We start from the raw sequence: 18,452 nt of genomic DNA, 5'->3' as shown, positions 1-18,452 counted from the left end.
GCGAAAGGGAAGTCCGGACGGCTGTGTCCGGCCGTTCCATCTTCCGCTTCGGGCCCGCCCACCTCGAATTCGTCAGGGGTGAGTTCCGCCACCGCCGCGTGGAGAGCGCGCTACGACAGGGTTCTCTCGACGCGGTACCGGACGAAGGCGGGGAACGCGAAGACACACACCGCGACGCCGACGATCACCAGGACACCGCCACCCGCTGCCGCAACCGCGGTCCCGGCTGCGGCGGCCGCGGCACCGTGCAGCACGTCGCCGATCCGGGGACCGCCGGCGACGACGACGATGAATACTCCTTGCAACCGGCCACGCATCTCGTCGGTCGCGACGGTCTGCAGCATCGTCGACCGGAACGCCGCCGACACCATGTCCACCGCCCCGCCGAACGCGAGGAACGCCACCGCGAGCCACACCAGCAGCGCGCTCCCGCCCGAATCGGCGAACCACACCACGATCCCGAATCCGGCCATCGCGACGCCCCACAGCGCGATACACACGATCACCGCGAGACCCTGGCGCCGCACTCTCGGCAGCCACCCCGAGAACACGCCTCCGACAACGGCTCCCACCGACATCGCCGCGAACAGCACGCCGAGGACGAATCCGCCCTGCACCGGATCCCCGAAGGTTTCGTGAGCGATCTGAGGAAACAATGCGCGCGGCATTCCGAAAACCATCGCGACGATATCGACGACGAAGGAGGCCAACAGGATCTTCTGCCCGGACAGGTAACGGAATCCGTCGAGCACCGCGCGCAGTCCCGCCCGCGTCACCTCTCCCAGCGGCGGGATCGGGGGCAGCCGGACGACGGCCCAGAGCGTCGCGAGCAGGAAGACCGCGTCGAGCAGGTACAGCGTCGACAACCCCACCATCGGGATGAGCACCCCGGCAAGCAGCGGACCGGCGATCGCACCGAACTGCACGACGGTCATGTTGAGCGAGGTCGCCGCAGCGATCTGGCCCGTGGGAAGCACGCGCGGGATCACGGCCGCGCGGGTGGGCTGATTCACCGCGAAGAACGCCTGCTGCACCGAGAACACGCCGAGCAGCACCCACACGTTGCCCGAACCCGCTGCGGCCTGAGCCCACAGGAGCAGCGAGGTGACGCAGAGGCCGACCGAGGTGATGGTCAGCAAGGTGCGCCGGTCCATGGCGTCCGCGAGCGCGCCACCCCAGAGCCCGAACACGACGAGCGGCACGAGACCGAACACACCGGTGAGCCCGACATAGGCCGAGTTCCGGGTGATCTCGTAGATCTGCTGCGGTACCGCGACGATCGCCATCTGGGCGCCGATCACGGTCACGACACCGGCCCACCACAGCCGCGCGAAGTCCTTGTTCTGCAGCGGTGTGGTGTCGGCGAGGATGCGTCTCACGGCTGGAGACGCCGGACGGACCACGCTCCGTCCACGAGCCGCATACGAATCCGGTCGTGCAGACGGTCGGGTCTCCCCTGCCAGAATTCGACGGTGTCCGGACTGATCCGGAATCCGCCCCAGAACGGCGGAACGGGAATGTCCTCGTCGGATCCGAGACCGTACTCTCTGCCCGCCTCGACGAGTGCGTGTTCGAGGTCTGTGCGGGACGCGACCGGCCGCGACTGCTGCGACGCCCACGCACCGAGCCGCGACCCGCGCGGCCGGGTCCGCCAGTACGCCGCGGTCTCCTCGGGCGCGACGCGATCCACCCTGCCGCGCACCGTGACCTGGCGGTGCAGCGGCAACCACAGAAAGGTCACGGACGCGTACGGGTGCGCGGCCAGGTGGCGTCCCTTGTCGGATTCGTAGTTCGTGAAAAAGGTGATGCCCTCGGGTCCGACGGCCTTGCACAGCACCGTCCGGGTCGCGGGATCGCCGTTCTCGTCGACGGTCGCGAGCACCATCGCGTTGGGCTCGGGCACGGCGGCCTCGACGGCCGTGGCCAGCCATTGCCGGAACAACGGCAGCCAGCCGTCGGAGGCGAGCGCGGGTCCGAGATCGGCGGACAGCGTTTCGGCCGGGTCCGACGGGTTGTAGTCGGCACGCATCGACGCGAGATCGTCTGCCGGCACGTGTCGGCGCGGTGGTTCGGGCTGCACGGACGAAGACGGTACTCCGGGACGGCCGACGCCCGAAGACACGCGGTCGAGGACTAGAGTTCACCTGACGACTCGAGTGGGGTGCCGATCACAGTCACCGGTGTCCTCATTCCACCGGCAGTGCGGCTCGGATCGGGCGGCACACGAAAGAGGAGAGCCCATTCGCATGGCACCGCGCGCGTCTGTACCCGAGGATTTCGTCGCAGGTCTCGAAGGCGTCGTCGCCTTCACCAGTGATATCGCCGAGCCCGACAAGGACGGTGGCGCACTGCGTTACCGCGGTGTCGACATCGAAGAACTCGTCGCTCGGGGCGTGACCTTCGGTGACGTGTGGGCACTTCTCGTCGACGGCGAGTTCGGCCGGGGTCTGCATCCCGCCGAGCCTTTCCCGCTCCCGATCCACACCGGCAACGTGCGCGTCGATGTGCAGGCGGGCCTCGCGATGCTCGCGCCCATCTGGGGCTTCCAGCCGTTGCTCGACATCGACGACGCGACCGCCCGCGACAACCTCGCGCGCTCCGCGGTGATGGCACTGTCGTACGTCGCTCAGTCGGCGCGCGGCATCTACCAGCCGGCGGTACCCCAGGAGCAGGTCGACCAGGCGAAGACCGTGACCGAACGGTTCATGGTGCGCTGGAAGGGCGAGCCCGACCCGAAGCACGTCGAGGCCATCGACGCCTACTGGGTGTCGGCTGCCGAGCACGGTATGAACGCCTCCACTTTCACCGCCCGGGTGATCGCGTCCACCGGTGCCGATGCGCCTGCCGCACTGTCCGGCGCCGTGGGTGCGATGTCGGGTCCGTTGCACGGCGGTGCCCCGGCGCGCGTGCTGCCGATGATCGAGGAGACCGAGCGCAGCGGCGAGCCGCGCGCCGTGGTCCAGGGCATCCTGGACCGCAAAGAGAAGCTCATGGGCTTCGGGCACCGTGTGTATCGCGCCGAAGATCCCCGTGCCCGCGTGCTGCGCGACACCGCCGAGCGACTCGGCGCTCCGCGCTTCGAGGCCGCTGCGGCACTCGAGCAGGCAGCGCTGACCGAACTGCGGGAACGCCGTCCCGACCGCGCCATCGAGACCAACGTCGAGTTCTGGGCCGCCGTGATCCTCGATTTCGCCGAGGTTCCGGCCGCGATGATGCCGGCGATGTTCACGTGCGGACGGACCGCGGGCTGGTGTGCGCACATCCTCGAGCAGAAACGTCTCGGCAGGCTGGTGCGTCCCGCGGCGATCTACACCGGGCCGGATCCTCGGTCCGTCGAGGCCGTCACCGGCTGGGAGTCGATCTCCCACCGCTGACGCACCCGGTCGGACGCTCACGCAAGCGGTCTAGACTACATCTGCACCATGTCACTCGACGCTTAGGACACGCATTCCGATGGCAGACGCTTCACCGATCATTCCCGCCGACCTCAAGCCCGCAGACGGCCGTTTCGGCTGTGGCCCGTCGAAGGTTCGCCCCGAGCAGCTCCAGTCGCTCGTCGACGTCGGCGCTTCGGTATTCGGCACCAGCCACCGGCAGAAGCCGGTCAAGGACGTCGTGGCCCGGGTGCGCTCCGGCCTGCGCGAGCTGTTCGCCCTGCCCGACGGCTACGAGGTCGTCCTCGGCAACGGCGGCACCACGGCATTCTGGGATGCAGCCGCGTTCGGCCTGATCCGCGAACGGTCGCAGCACTTCACCTACGGCGAGTTCTCGTCGAAGTTCGCCTCCGTCGCCAAGAAGAATCCGTTCATCGGCGATCCGATCGTGATGGGCTCCGAGCCCGGATCGGCTCCCGAGATCGTGGCCGACGCGTCCGCCGACCTGATCGGCTGGGCGCACAACGAGACGTCGACGGGTGTGGCTGTGCCCGTGCAGCGTCCGGCCGGGTCGTCGAACGCGCTCATCGCGATCGACGCCACCTCGGGTGCCGGCGGGTTGCCGGTCAACATCGCCGACAGCGACGTGTACTACTTCGCTCCGCAGAAGTGCTTCGCGGCGGACGGCGGGTTGTGGATCGCGCTGATGAGCCCGGCCGCGCTCGAGCGCGTTGCCGAGATCAAGGCGTCCGGCCGGTACACCCCGGACTTCCTGTCGCTGCCGATCGCGGTGGAGAACAGCAGCAAGGACCAGACGTACAACACCCCGGCGCTCGCCACCCTGCTGCTTTTCGCGAACCAGATCGAGTGGCTCAACGCCAACGGTGGCCTCGACTGGGCCGTGAGCCGCACCAAGGATTCGTCGTCGCGCCTGTACGAGTGGGCCGAGGCTTCCGAGTTCGCGACGCCGTTCGTCACCGATCCGGCGCTGCGCTCGCAGGTGGTCGGAACGATCGACTTCGCCGACTCGGTCGATGCGGCGAAGGTCGCAAAGATCCTGCGCGCCAACGGCATCGTCGACACCGAGCCGTACCGGAAGCTGGGGCGCAACCAGTTGCGCGTCGGTATGTTCCCGGCGATCGATCCCGAGGACGTCACGCAGTTGACGAAATGCGTGGATTGGGTGGTTTCGCAGCTCTGAGCAACGGGTAGTCAGCGACGGTCGCGAGGGGCCGGGTCCTCAGCGGGGCTCGGCCCCTCTCCCGTACCCAACCCTCAACCTAAGATCGAGACATTTCGGTGAACCTAGGACCATAACGCGTCCTGGGGGAAATCGTGTGACGTCGCCCGGCGGGGCGCGGGGGGCCCGCGCCACGAAATGTGACGACTCGATTACAGTCGGGCGGGTCAATCGCGATCGGCGCGCGAGGAGGTCAAAGGTGCGAGAGCTTCGAGTGGTCGGTCTCGAGCCCGATGCAAAATATGTCGTGCTCGCCGATCCCAACACGGGTGACAAGTTCCGTATTCCGGTGGACGACACCCTGCGTGCGGCATCACGCGGCGATCTCGCCCGCCTGGGCCAGATCCAGATCGAAACCACGAGCCAGCTCCGTCCCCGCGAGATCCAGGCGCGGATCCGTGGCGGCGCGTCGGTCGAACAGGTCTCCCAGGAGGCCGGCATCCCGATCGCCAAGGTCGAGCGTTTCGCCTACCCGGTGCTGCTCGAACGGTCCCGGGCGGCCGACATGGCGAAGAAGGGTCACCCCGTCCGGCCCGACGGACCCACGGTCGAAACCCTCCTCGAGATCGTGACGCAGGCGTTCCGCGCCCGCGGCCACAACCTCGACGAGGCCACGTGGGATGCCTGGCGCGACGACGACGGGCACTGGGTCGCAGAACTGCAGTGGCAGGCGGGCCGGTCCACCAACACCGCGCACTGGCGCTACCAGCCGGATGCGCACGGCGGCACCATCACCGCGCTCGACGACATCGCGGCAGACCTCGTGGACCCGGATTGCGGCCGTCCGCTGCGATACCTGACCCCGGTCTACTCCGCACGCGACGTCGACGACTCGACCGAAGCGGAGATCGCCGAGCGCCGGGCAGCCGTGGCGAGCCCGATTCCGCTCGACCAGCCCGCGGTCGCCGAGCCCAGTGCGGAACCCGCCATTCTCGAAGCCCCCGGAACCGAGACGGTCGCGGTGACCGCATCCGACGAGCACGAGGATCCCGCCGCGACGCACACCCCGCACTCGCCGAACAGGGACAAGCGCGGTAAGCCCGCACTCCCGTCCTGGGACGACGTGCTGCTCGGCGTGCGCAGCAACGGACGCATCTGAGGGATCACCGATGGCGTCGATCGTCTCGGCGCTGTGGCACGTCGACGCTCCCGATCCGGCCGCGGTCCTTCGGGACTCCCGGCCGGATCCCGAGGCGGCCCGCGCGCTGCTCGGGCGCCTCTTTCCGGACCGGCATCCCGCTGCGATCGGCCGGGTTCCGCTCTCACTCGCGGTGCACGGCGGCGATCCCGGGGGCAAGCAGGTCTTCGTCGGCAGCTACCCCGGCGTCACCGTCGTCTGCAGTAGCGAACTGTCGCTCCGCACCCCCTCGCAACTGCCGTTGCGGTGGCGGCAGACCCTCGCGGCCGAACACACGTTTCTCACCGTGTCCGACGCACCCGGGGCATGGGGCGCCTTTGCCGCATGGGAGCGCGGCACGCTCCGACGGGCATTCGGGGCGAGCACCGTGGAGTTCTTCGAGGACGAGGGCGTCCCGTTCGCGTGGGAACGTCCGTTCTGGGCCGGCGAGCATCCGATCCGCTGGCCGGCCGAGGTCGCTCCCCCGCCGCACTCGCTCCCTTTCCACCCTCGCCGACTCGTCGAGCACGCCAACGCCGCGTGGCTCGGCTTCCGGTATGTGGGGCGGCTCGCCGCCGAACCCGATCCCGCCGACATCGAGGTGTGCGGGTTCGAATTGCGGGACCGGGAAGAAACCGCACCGGCGCCCCGGCGTCGCCGTCCCTCGTGGTGGCGGCGCACTGCCCGCCTGTAGCCACCGGTCAGCCTGTAGCCACCGGTCAGCCTGTAGCCACCGGTCAGCCTGTAGCCACCGGTCAGCGCGGAATCCGGACCCGTTCGTAGAACGCCATCGCGGCGGCCGTGGCGACATTGAGCGAGTCGGTGCCCGGGGCCATCGGGATCCGCGCGCGCACGTCGGTTGCACGCATCGCGTGTTCGGTCAGTCCGGGGCCCTCGGCGCCGAGGAGCAACGCGACTTTCTCGCCGGTCATCGCTGCGGAAAGGGGGACGGCGTGCGGATCGGGAGTGAGCGAGATCAGCTGGAAACCCTTGTTCCGCAAGATATCCAGATCGTGCGGCCACCGGTCCACAGAGGCGAACGGCACCCGCAGGACGTGCCCCATCGACACCCGCACCGCCCGCCGGTACAGCGGGTCGGCGCAGCCTTTCGCGAACAGCACCCCGTCGACTCCGAGCCCGGCCGCATTGCGGAACATCGAACCGATGTTCTCGTGATCGTTGACGCCTTCGAGCACCGCGACGGTCGTGGCCTTCTCGAGCACGTCGCCGAGTTCGAGCGGCTCGGGACGGTTCGCAACCGCGAGGACACCGCGATTGAGATGGAACCCCACCACCTCGGCCATGACGTCGGCGTCGGCCCGGAAGAACGGGACGTCGACGTCGCGCAGGTCGTCGGCAAGTTCCCCGAGGCGCCGGTCGACGCCGAGCAGGCTTGTCGGCGCGAACCGCGAATCGAGCATCCGCTGCACCACCAGAACGCCCTCGGCGATCACGAGTCCTTTGCCGCCGGGAAGGTCGGGCCGGCGATCCGAAGAGTTGAGATCGCGGAAGTCGTCCAGCCTCGGGTCGGCCGGGTCGTCGATGTCGATAACGTGAACCACATGCTCATTGTCCCAGCAGGCCGGAGCACGAACCCGCCGGGTCCGGACCGGTCGCGCAGGCGCGGGGCGGCGGTACCTCGGCCCGTCCGGGACCACGAGCGAGCCCGATCACCCTTCCGGGTGCGGGCCTGAACGGCGCGTGGCGTCAGCGGTGGTCGGAGGAACCGTCGGTAACGAGGCGGTACAGCACGTAGATCGAGAACCAGACGATCGCCACGGACGCCAGCACGAGCAAGATCTCGTAGAAGAGAACCACACCCCGATGCTACGGCCGGGCCGGGGCACCCGACCGGCCATCGGTGAATTCTGCGCGGTCACCGCGTGCGACGGCGGTTCGAGCTCAGCTGCCGGCGAGCCGTTCCCAGTGCTCTGCGACGCGCTGGAGCGTCCTGATGAACTGCACCTGTTCGTCCTCCGGCAGGGGCGACAGCAACGGCCCCTTCAGTGCGGTCACCCGCGCCGTCACCTTGTCGAGCACCGTCTCACCCTCCGGCGAGAGGTACAGCAACTTTCTCCGGCCGTCGGAGGTGTCCGGGATCCGGGCGAGCAGGCCGCGCACTTCGAGGCGGCGCGAGAGGTCGGCCATCGTGGAGTTGTCGAGGGCGACCGCGACGGCCATGCTTCCCTGATCGGAGCCCGGGAACAGGCGCACCGCGGTCATCACGGAGAACTGCGGTCCGGTCAGAACAGGATCGACGTACTTGCCCCAGTACGCCGTGTACGCCTGGTAGAGCCGGCGCGCGAGGTATCCCGGCATGCCGAGCAGGTCGGGTGGAGTCGGTAAGACCTCGTCGCTCTCGCGTGTCACCTGTTCAGCCCCCCGTCGCGGATCAGTTCTCGTCGTTCACCAGCGCCGAGAGGATATCTATGGCGCTGCGGAGCGTCGTAAGGCTGGCCGGATCGAGCTTCTCGAGACGCTCCGTCAGCCATGCTTCACGGGCCTGCGCCTCGTCGGCGAGCATCTCTTTCCCGGAATCGGACAGCGTCACGATGATCTGGCGGCCGTCGGTCGGGTGCGGCGTGCGCCCGACGAAGCCCAGGTCGTGCAGTGACGCGATGACCCGTGTCATCGACGGCGGCTGAACGCGCTCACGGGCTGCCAGCGCCCCCGGTGTCATTGCCCCCTCCGAACCCAGCGTCGCCAGAGCCGACAGCTGAGTCAAGGTGACCCGGGAATCTGTGCGTCTCCCCCGTAAATGACGCGTCAGACGCACAACGGCGATCGCGAGGTCGCCTGCTAGTGCGCGTGTATCCGAGATCATGGCGAGCACAATACGTCACCTGGGCCCGGACGCGGCCCGACGCGACTAGGTGAGAATTTCGGTGAGCGGATCGATCGCGAAATACACCGCGAAGAGCGCCGCGACGATCCAGAGAATCGGGTGGATCGTGCGGATCCGCCCGCCGGCCGCATGCAGGACCACCCAGGTGATGAATCCGACGCCGATGCCGTTGGCGATCGAGTAGGTGAACGGCATCACCATGATCGTCAGGAAGGCGGGCAGCGCCACGGCGAAATCGGAGAAGTCGATGTCGCGGACCTGACCGATCATGAGCGCACCCACGACGACCAGTGCGGGCGCGGCCGCCTCGATCGGAACCACTTCGTAGAGCGGGGTGAGGAACATGGCCAGCAGGAACAGCACGCCGGTCACGACGTTCGCCAGACCGGTGCGCGCACCCTCGGCGATACCCGAGGCCGACTCGACGAACACCGTGTTCGACGACGCCGACGCGCCACCACCGACGATCGCGCCGGCACCCTCGACGACCAGGGCCTTCCCGACGTTGGGCAGGTTGCCGTCCTTGTCGGTGAGTCCGGCTTCCTTGCCGAGACCGGTCATGGTGCCCATGGCATCGAAGAAGTTCGCGAGGACCAGGGTGAACACCAGCAGCGTCGCGGCGATCACGCCGATGCGGGTGAACGCTCCGAACAGGTCGAACTGGCCGACCAGGCTCAGATCCGGAATGCCCAGGAACGACCCGGGAGCCTCCGGCGTGCTCAGGTTCCAGCCCTTGGGGTTCGTTCCGAGCGACGGGCCGACGTCGGCAACCGCTTCGACGATCATCGCGATGATCGTGGTGACGACGATGCCGATCAGCAGACCGCCGCGGACCTTCCTCGCCACCAGCACGCCCATGATCAGCACGCCCATGACGAACACGAAGGTGGGCCACGAGGCAATGGACCCGTCGATGCCCAGTCCGACCGGCACGGTCGTCCCGGCGGCATCGGGGATGCGGCGGACGAAACCTGCGTCGACCAGGCCGATCATCGCGATGAACGCGCCGATACCGGCGGCGATCGCAGCCTTGAGGGCCGGCGGGATCGCGTTGAACACGGCGGTACGGAAGCCGGTGAGGGCCAGCACCACGATGATGATGCCGTCGATGACGACCAGGCCCATCGCTTCGGGCCACGTCACCTGCGGCGCGATGCTCACAGCGAGCAGGCTGTTGATGCCCAGTCCGGCTGCGATCGCGAACGGATAGTTCGCGACGACACCGAAGACGATGCTCATCAGACCCGCGACCAGTGCGGTGACCGCCGCGACCTGGTTGATCGGAAGGATGTTGCCGAGAACGTCGATCTTGGCGGTCGCGTCGTCGGCGGAGAAACTGCCGAGAATCAGCGGGTTGAGGACAACGATGTAGGACATCGCGAAGAAGGTGACGATGCCGCCACGCACCTCGCGGGACAGCGTCGAGCCGCGTTCGGAGATCTTGAAATACGTATCCAGAAAGGATGATCGCTTGGGTTCGGTGCCCACTGCCATGTCCATGAATTCCGCTCGTCGAGTACGGTGCGTCGCAACGGGAGAAGATTATTGCAGTCGAAACGAACTAATCTGCAAATCGTGAATCCAGCCCACACCGCCGCAGCCCGGACCCGGCGTCTCGCCGATCCGCGCCCCGTCCTCGCAATCGGAACCGCATTGTGGGTGGTCGCGACCGTCGTCGTCCTGCTCGGCGGGGACCGCTGGAGCGACATCCTGCCGGTCTGTATCGCGGGAATTCTGGTGGGGCTGTTGGGTTCTGCTCTGTTTCTCGCGCAGCGGCGCGCGGCACGACGGGGGCATCGGGGCGCGCAGGTCGGCTTGGACTGAGCCTCGTCGCGAGCCGCCGGTACGCCGGAACGGACCCGGCGGCGCTCATCGGGCCGGGCGCACCCGAGTGAGAAACCACACCCAGAGCAATGCCCACGCGACCCCGCAGATCCAGCCCGCGACCACGTCGGTCGTCCAGTGCGCGGCGAGGTAGATCCGGGACAACCCCACGACCAGGGAGTAGGTGGCCAGGACGGTGAACGCGGCGATCCGCCGCCGGTCCCCGCGCGGCCAGGTCCGCACCACGACGACGGCGAGCACCGTCGCGAGGATGGCGGTCATCATCGCGTGACCCGACGGGAACGATTCGGTCTGGATCACGATCAACCGCTCCGGTTCGGGTGGGCGGGTCCGCCCGAACAGGTTTTTCAGCAGGGACATCACCGGCCACCCGGTCAGCACGGCTCCGCCGACCAGAGTTGCGTCGCCCGTCCTGCCGGCCCGCATGAGCAGCACCGCAGCGATCAGGGCGAGCACGATGGTGGCGCCGACACCGCCGGTGTGCGTGATGCCGGTCATCAGCGACGTCAGCCACGGCTCGCGGACGGTGACCGCCCACTCGAGCACATCGGCGTCGGGGCTCACGATCCTGTGCCGTCCGGTCCCGCGACAGCGTGCGCGTTGCTTACCGCCGCGACAGCGGGCACCAACCCCTCGACGGTGCTGTGGGTCGTTCCCGAGGCGTCGACCCACCACGACACGTCGTGGTCGCCGGTCAAGGCACCGGAGCAGCGAACGGTGAGCCGGTCGTGCAGGACGAGCCGGCCCTTCGGGAGGGGTGCGCCCGTCATCACCGTGGCGGCGACCGCAGCGGGTTCGCGGTCCCACGTCGTGGTTCGGCCCTGCCGGGTGGGCTCGGCCGTGACCACAGCCGAGGCGACCGGCAGGTCGAGAAGATCGGCGAGTGCCGACGCGGTTCCCGCCGCACCCGTGACGAGCCGATCGGGCGGAATCACCCCGGCCCACCACGGCCGGTCCGGGATCAGCGCGTCGGCGGCGTCGACCACCGCCCCGGATACGGCCCGAACACCGTCGGGCAGTGTCACGGCGTCGGCCTCGACGGTGCCGGACGCGAACGCGCGGGCGAGAGTCGTGTGGGCGGCGACGATCACCGCAGGTGTGGGGTGACGTGCCGCGTCGGCCAGCCGGTCAAGGAGAGTCTGAGCGAGATCGAGGTCGTCGAGTCCGTCACCGGCGAGACAGCTGCGGAACGCGTCCGCATCGGGATGTGTGCACGGGTCGAGCAGGCCTTCGAAGGTGGTGTCGTCGGCCCATCGGTACCGGCCCAGCCGTTGCCCGTCGAGGATCGCTTCGTTGCGCAGCCACCACGCCGTGTACCCGGTGCGGTCGGCGAGTGCCGCGGCGGTCGCCGGGTCGGACGCCAGCAGGGCGAGTGCCTGCGCCCAGCGGTCCTCGTCGACCAGGTCGAGGTCACGCACCGCCACAAGCGTGTCCGGATCGGTGTCGACCGTCTCCCACCACAGGTCCTCGTCGGGCAGGTTGTGGTCCGGTCCGGTGGGCAACTCGGCTCGCAGGACGGTGAATCCCCACCCGACCCCGACTGCGCGGAGTGCATCGGCACCGTACTTCTCGACGACGTCCGACGCGACGGTGCCGAACGGGGCGTCGTCGACGAGGACCTCCGCGAGCGGTGCGCCGGGCAGGAGCAACTCGTCCGCCGGGGTGAGTTCGCCCTGCGCGTCGGGCAGTGGCAGGGCGCCCAGCTCGCGGGGAACGGCACTCGCAGGCACATGCGTGACCAGTCGCAGGACGACATCGGCGAGCGTCGCGGGAGTGTCGTCCGTGGGATCGTCGAGGTCGGCGTCCTCGACCGCCGCGACGAGCGCCGGGTCGGACAGGAGATCGGCGGCGCTCACGGTGCCCGCGCCCAACCGCACGAGCAGCGGATGGGCCGCGTCGGGATGCACGAGCCGCACCCACGGCAACGCCAGGTCCCGGACCTCGGGCAGGTCGGAGGCCAGCACCGTGGTGCGGGGACCGGTCACCGTGCGCCCGTCCGACAACGGGACCGGCAGGGAGGCGAGTTCCTCCGCGACCACCCCGTCGACGACGAGCGGCATCAGCGCCTCGTACAGCGAGTTCCACCAGTGCGGTTCTCGGTGGTGGCCGGAGAGCAGTTCGGCGAGTCGCGCGGGGCCGATGAGCTGGACGTCCACCGCGGCAAGGGCCGGAGCGCAGCGCGGCGTACACAGCGCGGGCGAGATCAGCCCGGGAACGATGTCGGCGAGCACCTCTGCCAGCTCGTCGGTGAGACCCGGAAATGCGACCGCGCGCGACGGCAACAGGTCTGCACTGCCGTCGGCGGCGGGCAACCACGGCCGGCTTCGAAGATCGTCGAGCACCGCTTCACGCAGTCGGTGGTCGGCGTCGCTGCGCGCGAAGCCCGGCGTGGGCACGAGGTCGAGTCGCTGGTCGGCCGGCAGTGCCGCGACGAAGGACGCATAACCCTCGCCCGCCGTCTCGAGGTGTCCGCCCGGCAGCATCCGGCGACGGTCCGGCTGCATCGCCACATCGGCGACGACCAGCGCCGGCAGGGACAGTTCCTCGTCGGAGCGAGTGGGTGCTCGAAGCACGTCGGCGGTGACGGGCCGAACCCGGCCGCGCACGACCGGCACGAGCCACCGCGCAGACGAGCCGCGGTACTCCCACCAGCGCAGTTCCCCGATCCGCACGTCGTGCAGCCCGGACGGGAGCGGTGCCTCCGTGCGTGTCAGTTCGTGCCCGTCGACGACCACGGTGCGTAGGGCCGGCAGTTCGAGCAGTACGTCGGCCGCCTCGTCGCGGAAGCGGTCGAGCAGACCTTGCGCGTCGATGTCCGGCCTGAGATGCAGCACGACCTCCGTGTCGGTGCCGTCAGTGGGTGCGGTGTCGGTGGGCCACGCCAGTCGCAGGGCCGGGATCCCCGATGTGGGCACCGGAAGATCGTGTTCGGCGAGGACGTCGCGTGTGCGGGATTCCGAGAAGCGAACGGACCCGGTGCGGGAGCGCACCTCGATCTCGCCGGCGACCGAGAGGACGGCTGTGAAACCCACGCCGAACTGCCCGACGCCCTGCTTCTTGCTGGACGCGCGCAGCGCCGTCAGTGCCTGCAATCCGGCTTCGTCGAGTGGTTCTCCGACGTTCGCGACGTGGAGCGCGTCGCCGTCGCACCAGACCCGCATCTCACCGGCGATGCCGGCGCGAGTGGCGGCGTCGGCAGCGTTCTGGGCGAGTTCGGTGAGAACCCGGTCGCGGTAACCCGCGCGAACATAGTCGGCTTCGGTGGCGGCGTCCTCACGCAACCGAGTGGGCGACGACCGCCACGCCGCGACGATGCCGTCCCGGAGCGCCGCGGTACCGAACGGATCCGCGGAGTCTGGGGCCGGCACGTCAGTCGGTCTGCCCGGTCGCGTCGTTCTTCTCGGTCGCGTCGTTCACCTCGGTGGAGACGTCTTTCCCGTCCGAGGCGTCTTCCTCATCCGAGGTGGCCTTCTCGGCCGGGTCGCTCGTCTCGGTCGAGTCGCTCTCGGTGCGGGCGCGCGGAATCTCGACGATCTCCACGGCCGCATCGTCGTACGCGGAGTACTGCGGCGAGCCTGCGCCCGTGGGAAGGGTCGTGTCCGAGTGCGCACCACATCCGTACTCGGCGTGCACGACGTGCCCGTCGGCAGCGAACTCGTTTCCGCACACGCCGAACGCGGCGCGCAGCGATCCGGCGAGCGGGAGGTAGAAGCCGCACAGCCCGCACGTGGAAGGAGCCGCCTTGGCCATTTCCGAGTTCGGGCCGTAGTCGCCCTCGTACCAGCGCTGAGCATCCTCGAGACGTCCTTCGAGGCTCATCACCTGCTTGCGGCCCAGCCCGATCTCGAGGGCGGTCTCGTCGACCTCCGGATCGCCGGACTGCACATAGCCGGGCACGAGACGGGGATCATCGGGAACCGGCGCGAGCAGATCACCCGGTCCGAGGTCACCGGGCCGGATCCGCTCGTTCCACGGAACCCACGCGGGGGCGATCAGCGAATCAGGCCCGGGCAGCAACGCGAGTTCACTCAGCGTCACATGGTCCGAACCCGGAACCGCCGCGACCACGACGGCCCATTGCCACCCGCGGTACCCGGGAAGTTCCGCCGCGAAGCGGTGCGTGGCCGCGTACTCGTTCTCGAAGGTCACGCCCAGATATGCACCGATTCCGCCCTCTCCGAGTTCGACGAGCGCGGTTCGGGCGACGTCGACGGCCCCGGCGAGCAGAGATCGCACCGCGGGGTCGACCGCAGGATCCGTACCGGGGGCAGTGGCAGAAGGCACAACACTCACGAAGCCCATTCTGCCGCACCACCCCGGCGGCGCGCCCCCGGGTAGCGGGAACCTGATGCCATGATGAGCGCGTGCGCCGCCTTTTCCTCTCCGCCACGCTCGTCCTGACGGCATGGGCGGCCGTCGCGGGATGTGCGGACAGACAGGTCGCGGAGCCGGGTGAACCGCCCGAGCAACTCCGGGTGGAAGTCCTCGCGACCCATCCGCACGACCCGGGCGCGTTCACCCAGGGACTCGAGGTGGACGGCGGCGAACTCCTGGAGGGAACCGGACTCGAGGGGCGGTCGTGGCTCTCGGCGCGTCCGCTCGACACCTCGACGGTGCCCGCCGTGATCGCACCGGACGACCGGACCCGCGTAGAGCTCGACGACGACCTCTTCGGCGAGGGCATCACGGTGGCGGGCGACACGGTCTGGCAACTGACATGGAAGGACGGCGTGGCACTGGCCCGCGACCGGGACACCCTCGGCGAGCGTCGCCGTGTCGACATCGACGGAGAGGGCTGGGGGCTGTGCGCCCGATCCGACGACCTGGTCATGAGCGACGGATCGTCGGAACTGACCTTCCGCGATCCGGTCACCTTCGCCGAACGAGGGCAGGTCACCGTGCACCGTGACGGTCGCGCGGTCTCGCAACTGAACGAACTCGAGTGCGCCGAGGACGGCACGGTCTACGCGAACGTGTGGAAGACCGACGAGATCCTGCGCATCGACCCGGCCACCGGGCGGGTGGAGGCACAGATCGACGCTTCTGCACTGCGCGACGAGTTGCCTGCCGAGGACGCGGGTGCTGTCGACGTACTGAACGGAATCGCGCAGATACCCGGCACGGATCGCTTTCTGGTGACCGGCAAGTACTGGCCCGCCCTGTTCGAAGTGCGTTTCGTGCCGTGATCGCCTTCGCAGCGCGCGGGCGGTGCTCGCCCGTGGTGGGCGACTCCACGGCATGCCCGCCTGCACGCAGGGCGCGTCGTGGGGAAGAATCGATCACGTGACCGAGCCGCACGAGCAAGCTAGCCCCGACAGGGCGGACGGCCGTGCCCCGGGCTCGCGGCATCCGGGCTACAGCAACTACCCGCCGCCTCGACGCGTGTCGGGACGCCGCACGCCCCTGCCTCCGCTCCATCCCCTCGACGAGACCGCGCGACCGCCAGGAACGAAAGCCGCGGGCGGCCGCGACGGCGATCGCTCGTCGTCCGAGGCGCCGCCGCGGGCTCCACGGATACCTCGCAAGCTGACGGTGACCCGGGTTGCCGCGCTGCGCAGCCGCGAACTCACCCACAAAGGCATCGCGACCTTCCGGAGAGCAGCGACGGCGGACGGCGCCGACAAGTCGGGACTCACAGCGCTGACCTACGCGACGATGGCGAATTTCGCCTCCGACGCGGCCATCGCGGTGGCACTGGCGAACACCCTGTTCTTCTCCGCCGCGACCGGGGAGGACAAGACCAAGGTCGCGCTGTATCTCCTCATCACCATCGCGCCGTTCGCGGTCATCGCTCCCCTGATCGGGCCGCTGCTCGACCGCCTCCAGCACGGGCGGCGTCTGGCGCTCGCGACGTCGTTCGCACTGCGGACGGTGCTGGCGGTGGTCCTGGTGTTCAACTTCGACAGTTGGGCGCTGTATCCCGCGGCGCTGGCGATGATGGTGCTCAGCAAATCGTTCGCCGTGCTCAAATCCGCGGTGACGCCCCGAGTGCTGCCACCCGAGATAGACCTGGTGCGCGTCAACTCGCGACTGACCGTGTTCGGTCTGGTCGGCGGCACGATCGGCGCCGGTGCCGTCGCCGCGGCCGCCGCCTGGGCGTTCGGCTCGTCGGGTGCGCTGTGGCTGTGCGCCGCCATCGCGGCGTTCGGCGCCTACCTCAGCATGCGGATCCCCGCGTGGGTGGAGGTCACCGAAGGTGAAGTTCCCGCGACGCTGTCGTACCGCGGGTCCGAGGCACCGACCGAAGTGCTCGACACGAAAACCGAAGTCATCCACACGGGCAACGGCAAACGGAAACAACCACTCGGCAGGACGGTTGTCACCGGTCTCTGGGGCAACGGCACGATCCGCGTTCTCACCGGGTTTCTGACGTTGTTCATCGCGTTCGTCGCGAAGGCCACGACGGACCACGATCCGATCATGCAGGCCGCGACCCTCGGCCTGGTCGGCGCCGCTGCCGCGATCGGCAACTTCGCCGGCAACGCGACGGGTGCGCGGCTGACGCTGGGACGCCCCGCGGTGATCGTGGTGCGCTGCGCCGCCGCGGTGGTGATCGTCGCCGCGATCGTCGCCGCGACCGATCATGTGCTCGCCGCCGCGCTCGCCGCGCTCGTCGCCGCATGCGCGAGCGCGCTGGCGAAGGTGTCTCTCGACGCGTCGCTCCAGCAGGACCTTCCCGAAGAGTCGATCGCGTCCGGTTTCGGCCGGTCCGAGACCGTACTCCAGCTGAGCTGGGTCTTCGGCGGCGCGATGGGCGTACTGCTCCCCACCGAGTTGTGGCTCGGCTTTTCCGTGGTGACGGTCATCCTGATCCTCGGTTTCGCACAGACTCTGCTCACCTACCGTGGGAGCACACTCCTGCCGGGACTCGGCGGGCGCAGGCCAGAACACGTCTCCACAGAGACAGGCACCGGGCGGACCGTTCGCCCCGGTGGACACGCAACCGGAAATGGGAATCGATGAACCTGCAAGCTCGGACGAAGAAGACGATCGGAGTGATCGTGGTGGCCCTCGTGGTCGTCGCGGCGGCTTTCACCGTGGTGGTGTGGAAGCTCGTCGACTCCGCCGAGCCCACGCCGCCCCAGATCACCGCCTACGCCGCCGGTACCGCGGTGACCGCGGACCCCACCCAGTACTGCAACCTCTATCTGGAGGACTGCACCGAGAACGCGATCACGACGCTGTCCGTGCCGGCGGGCTACCCGCTCCAGCTGTCGCTTCCCGCGGAGATCTCCGACGCTCCGTGGCGCCTCATCGCGGTGTACGGCGACGTCGAGACCGGCGAGACGTTCCTGGACGGCGTCATGTTCGAGTCCGGCGCGCAGCGGGCCGTGACCGTGCCCAGCGACCCGTCGATGCAGTTGCTGGGCGTGGAAGTCCAGCTCCCGTCGGCCGTCGTCGACGAGGCGGGCGAACCGATCGCGCACGCTGTCTGGGCTATTCAGACGTTCTGACCCCAGACCGTCGGATCGGCGCCGGCGCGCAGTAGTCCGAAAAAGCGAATGGCGCATCGGGTCCGTTTCCGGATCCGATGCGCCACAGGCGTAAGGCCGACGAACAGCCGCGTCGGAAATCAGTGATCGAGTTCCCGGGCAATCGCGCGCATGACCTCGGAGATCGTCTGCCCCGCCTTGCGGTCCGGGTAGCGTCCCCGCTGCAGGTTGGGTTGAACCGTCGCCTCGAGCAGCTTGATCATGTCCTCGACCATGCCGTGCAATTCGTCGGGCGAACGCCGCTTCTGCTGGGGTGCTGCCTCGCGCCGGCCGGCGGTCTGGCGGAGCGTCGGCTGCTCGAGCAACTCGACCTTGAGCGCCTGCGGACCCCGTCGGCCCACTGCCATGCCGAACTCGACACGCTGCCCGGGCTTGAGGGCCTCGACGCCGTCCGGCAGCGCGGAGGCGCGGACGTAGACGTCCTCACCGTCGTCCTGGGACAGGAACCCGAATCCCTTTTCGACGTCGTACCACTTCACCTTGCCGGTTGGCACCGCGCTCACCCGCTCCTCGACAGCCGCGCCCCGTGGGCACGCGT

At 69.0% G+C, this 18,452-nt stretch carries 18 protein-coding genes; 8 read left to right on the top strand and 10 right to left on the bottom strand.

The genetic code is table 11. The features are described from left to right. Positions 1–110 precede the first annotated feature (110 nt). Together TVH25_RS02100 and pdxH are read right to left on the bottom strand one after the other, a co-directional pair. A complete protein-coding gene (locus tag TVH25_RS02100; RefSeq protein ID WP_169621175.1) occupies positions 111–1,379 on the bottom strand; it encodes an MFS transporter in 1,269 nt (422 codons plus the stop codon). After that, on the bottom strand, positions 1,376–2,029 hold the full coding sequence (gene pdxH, locus TVH25_RS02095; protein WP_169621402.1) for a pyridoxamine 5'-phosphate oxidase: 654 nt from the start codon (positions 2,027–2,029) through the stop codon (positions 1,376–1,378). Before pdxH ends, TVH25_RS02100 begins: the two co-directional genes overlap by 4 nt. Before the next feature lie 217 nt (positions 2,030–2,246). Between pdxH and TVH25_RS02090 the strand changes: the two genes are divergently transcribed. From TVH25_RS02090 to TVH25_RS02075, 4 genes are all read left to right on the top strand, one after another. Further along, positions 2,247–3,374 (top strand): citrate synthase 2, encoded by a 1,128-nt coding sequence (locus TVH25_RS02090; protein WP_422423252.1) that lies wholly within the window; start codon positions 2,247–2,249, stop codon positions 3,372–3,374. Positions 3,375–3,453: 79 nt separating this feature from the next. Beyond that, positions 3,454–4,575 carry a phosphoserine transaminase gene (gene serC / locus TVH25_RS02085; protein ID WP_169621177.1) on the top strand — a complete coding sequence of 374 codons (1,122 nt, stop codon included), beginning with the start codon at positions 3,454–3,456 and terminating at the stop codon, positions 4,573–4,575. Positions 4,576–4,813: 238 nt separating this feature from the next. Further along, the gene (gene sepH, locus TVH25_RS02080; protein ID WP_296551075.1) at positions 4,814–5,713 is read left to right on the top strand and encodes a septation protein SepH; all 900 of its coding nucleotides are present in this window, start codon (positions 4,814–4,816) and stop codon (positions 5,711–5,713) included. Between the two features lie 10 nt (positions 5,714–5,723). Continuing rightward, positions 5,724–6,425 carry a DUF6928 family protein gene (locus TVH25_RS02075; RefSeq protein ID WP_169621178.1) on the top strand — a complete coding sequence of 234 codons (702 nt, stop codon included), beginning with the start codon at positions 5,724–5,726 and terminating at the stop codon, positions 6,423–6,425. Positions 6,426–6,486: 61 nt separating this feature from the next. Here TVH25_RS02075 and TVH25_RS02070 read toward each other — a convergent pair whose 3' ends face one another. From TVH25_RS02070 to TVH25_RS02055, 4 genes are all read right to left on the bottom strand, one after another. Further along, positions 6,487–7,293, bottom strand: a complete 807-nt coding sequence (locus TVH25_RS02070; protein ID WP_169621179.1) for a TrmH family RNA methyltransferase — start codon at positions 7,291–7,293, stop codon at positions 6,487–6,489. 340 nt (positions 7,294–7,633) lie between these two features. Then, positions 7,634–8,101: a MarR family winged helix-turn-helix transcriptional regulator gene (locus TVH25_RS02065; protein ID WP_206036957.1), complete on the bottom strand. Its 468-nt coding sequence runs from the start codon at positions 8,099–8,101 to the stop codon at positions 7,634–7,636. 22 nt (positions 8,102–8,123) lie between these two features. Beyond that, positions 8,124–8,555 (bottom strand): MarR family winged helix-turn-helix transcriptional regulator, encoded by a 432-nt coding sequence (locus TVH25_RS02060; RefSeq protein ID WP_169621180.1) that lies wholly within the window; start codon positions 8,553–8,555, stop codon positions 8,124–8,126. Positions 8,556–8,600: 45 nt separating this feature from the next. Further along, positions 8,601–10,070, bottom strand: a complete 1,470-nt coding sequence (locus TVH25_RS02055) for an NCS2 family permease (RefSeq protein WP_422423260.1) — start codon at positions 10,068–10,070, stop codon at positions 8,601–8,603. A gap of 81 nt (positions 10,071–10,151) precedes the next feature. Between TVH25_RS02055 and TVH25_RS02050 the strand changes: the two genes are divergently transcribed. Next, positions 10,152–10,400, top strand: a complete 249-nt coding sequence (locus tag TVH25_RS02050) for a DUF2530 domain-containing protein (protein WP_169621181.1) — start codon at positions 10,152–10,154, stop codon at positions 10,398–10,400. A 45-nt stretch (positions 10,401–10,445) separates the two neighbouring features. Here the strand turns inward: TVH25_RS02050 and TVH25_RS02045 are convergent, their stop codons facing one another. The 3 genes from TVH25_RS02045 to TVH25_RS02035 are packed head-to-tail and all read right to left on the bottom strand — an operon-like array spanning position 10,446 to position 14,723. After that, positions 10,446–10,985, bottom strand: coding sequence for a phosphatase PAP2 family protein (locus tag TVH25_RS02045; protein ID WP_422423250.1), 540 nt, complete (start codon positions 10,983–10,985; stop codon positions 10,446–10,448). Continuing rightward, positions 10,982–13,789: a sacsin N-terminal ATP-binding-like domain-containing protein gene (locus TVH25_RS02040; RefSeq protein ID WP_422423249.1), complete on the bottom strand. Its 2,808-nt coding sequence runs from the start codon at positions 13,787–13,789 to the stop codon at positions 10,982–10,984. The genes TVH25_RS02045 and TVH25_RS02040 overlap by 4 nt, the downstream gene beginning before the upstream one ends. A 1-nt stretch (position 13,790) precedes the next feature. Continuing rightward, positions 13,791–14,723, bottom strand: a complete 933-nt coding sequence (locus TVH25_RS02035; protein ID WP_169651902.1) for a DUF3027 domain-containing protein — start codon at positions 14,721–14,723, stop codon at positions 13,791–13,793. Positions 14,724–14,785: 62 nt separating this feature from the next. Between TVH25_RS02035 and TVH25_RS02030 the strand changes: the two genes are divergently transcribed. The 3 genes from TVH25_RS02030 to TVH25_RS02020 all read left to right on the top strand — a co-directional run bounded on the left by TVH25_RS02030 (position 14,786) and on the right by TVH25_RS02020 (position 17,875). Then, positions 14,786–15,607 (top strand): glutaminyl-peptide cyclotransferase, encoded by an 822-nt coding sequence (locus tag TVH25_RS02030; protein ID WP_422423248.1) that lies wholly within the window; start codon positions 14,786–14,788, stop codon positions 15,605–15,607. A 97-nt stretch (positions 15,608–15,704) separates the two neighbouring features. Beyond that, complete coding sequence (locus TVH25_RS02025) at positions 15,705–17,384, top strand: MFS transporter (protein ID WP_296551072.1); 1,680 nt, start codon at positions 15,705–15,707, stop codon at positions 17,382–17,384. Then, positions 17,381–17,875 (top strand): DUF2771 domain-containing protein, encoded by a 495-nt coding sequence (locus TVH25_RS02020; protein WP_240952269.1) that lies wholly within the window; start codon positions 17,381–17,383, stop codon positions 17,873–17,875. The genes TVH25_RS02025 and TVH25_RS02020 overlap by 4 nt, the downstream gene beginning before the upstream one ends. 119 nt (positions 17,876–17,994) lie before the next feature. Here TVH25_RS02020 and TVH25_RS02015 read toward each other — a convergent pair whose 3' ends face one another. Continuing rightward, positions 17,995–18,408: a cold-shock protein gene (locus TVH25_RS02015; RefSeq protein ID WP_296551088.1), complete on the bottom strand. Its 414-nt coding sequence runs from the start codon at positions 18,406–18,408 to the stop codon at positions 17,995–17,997. Positions 18,409–18,452: the final 44 nt, after the last annotated feature.

Source organism: Rhodococcus sp. 7Tela_A2, assembly GCF_049311045.1.
In the GTDB taxonomy this organism is placed as follows: domain Bacteria; phylum Actinomycetota; class Actinomycetes; order Mycobacteriales; family Mycobacteriaceae; genus Rhodococcus.
Note: the sequence above shows the minus strand (reverse complement) of the source record. Positions and strands in the feature narration are given on the sequence as shown.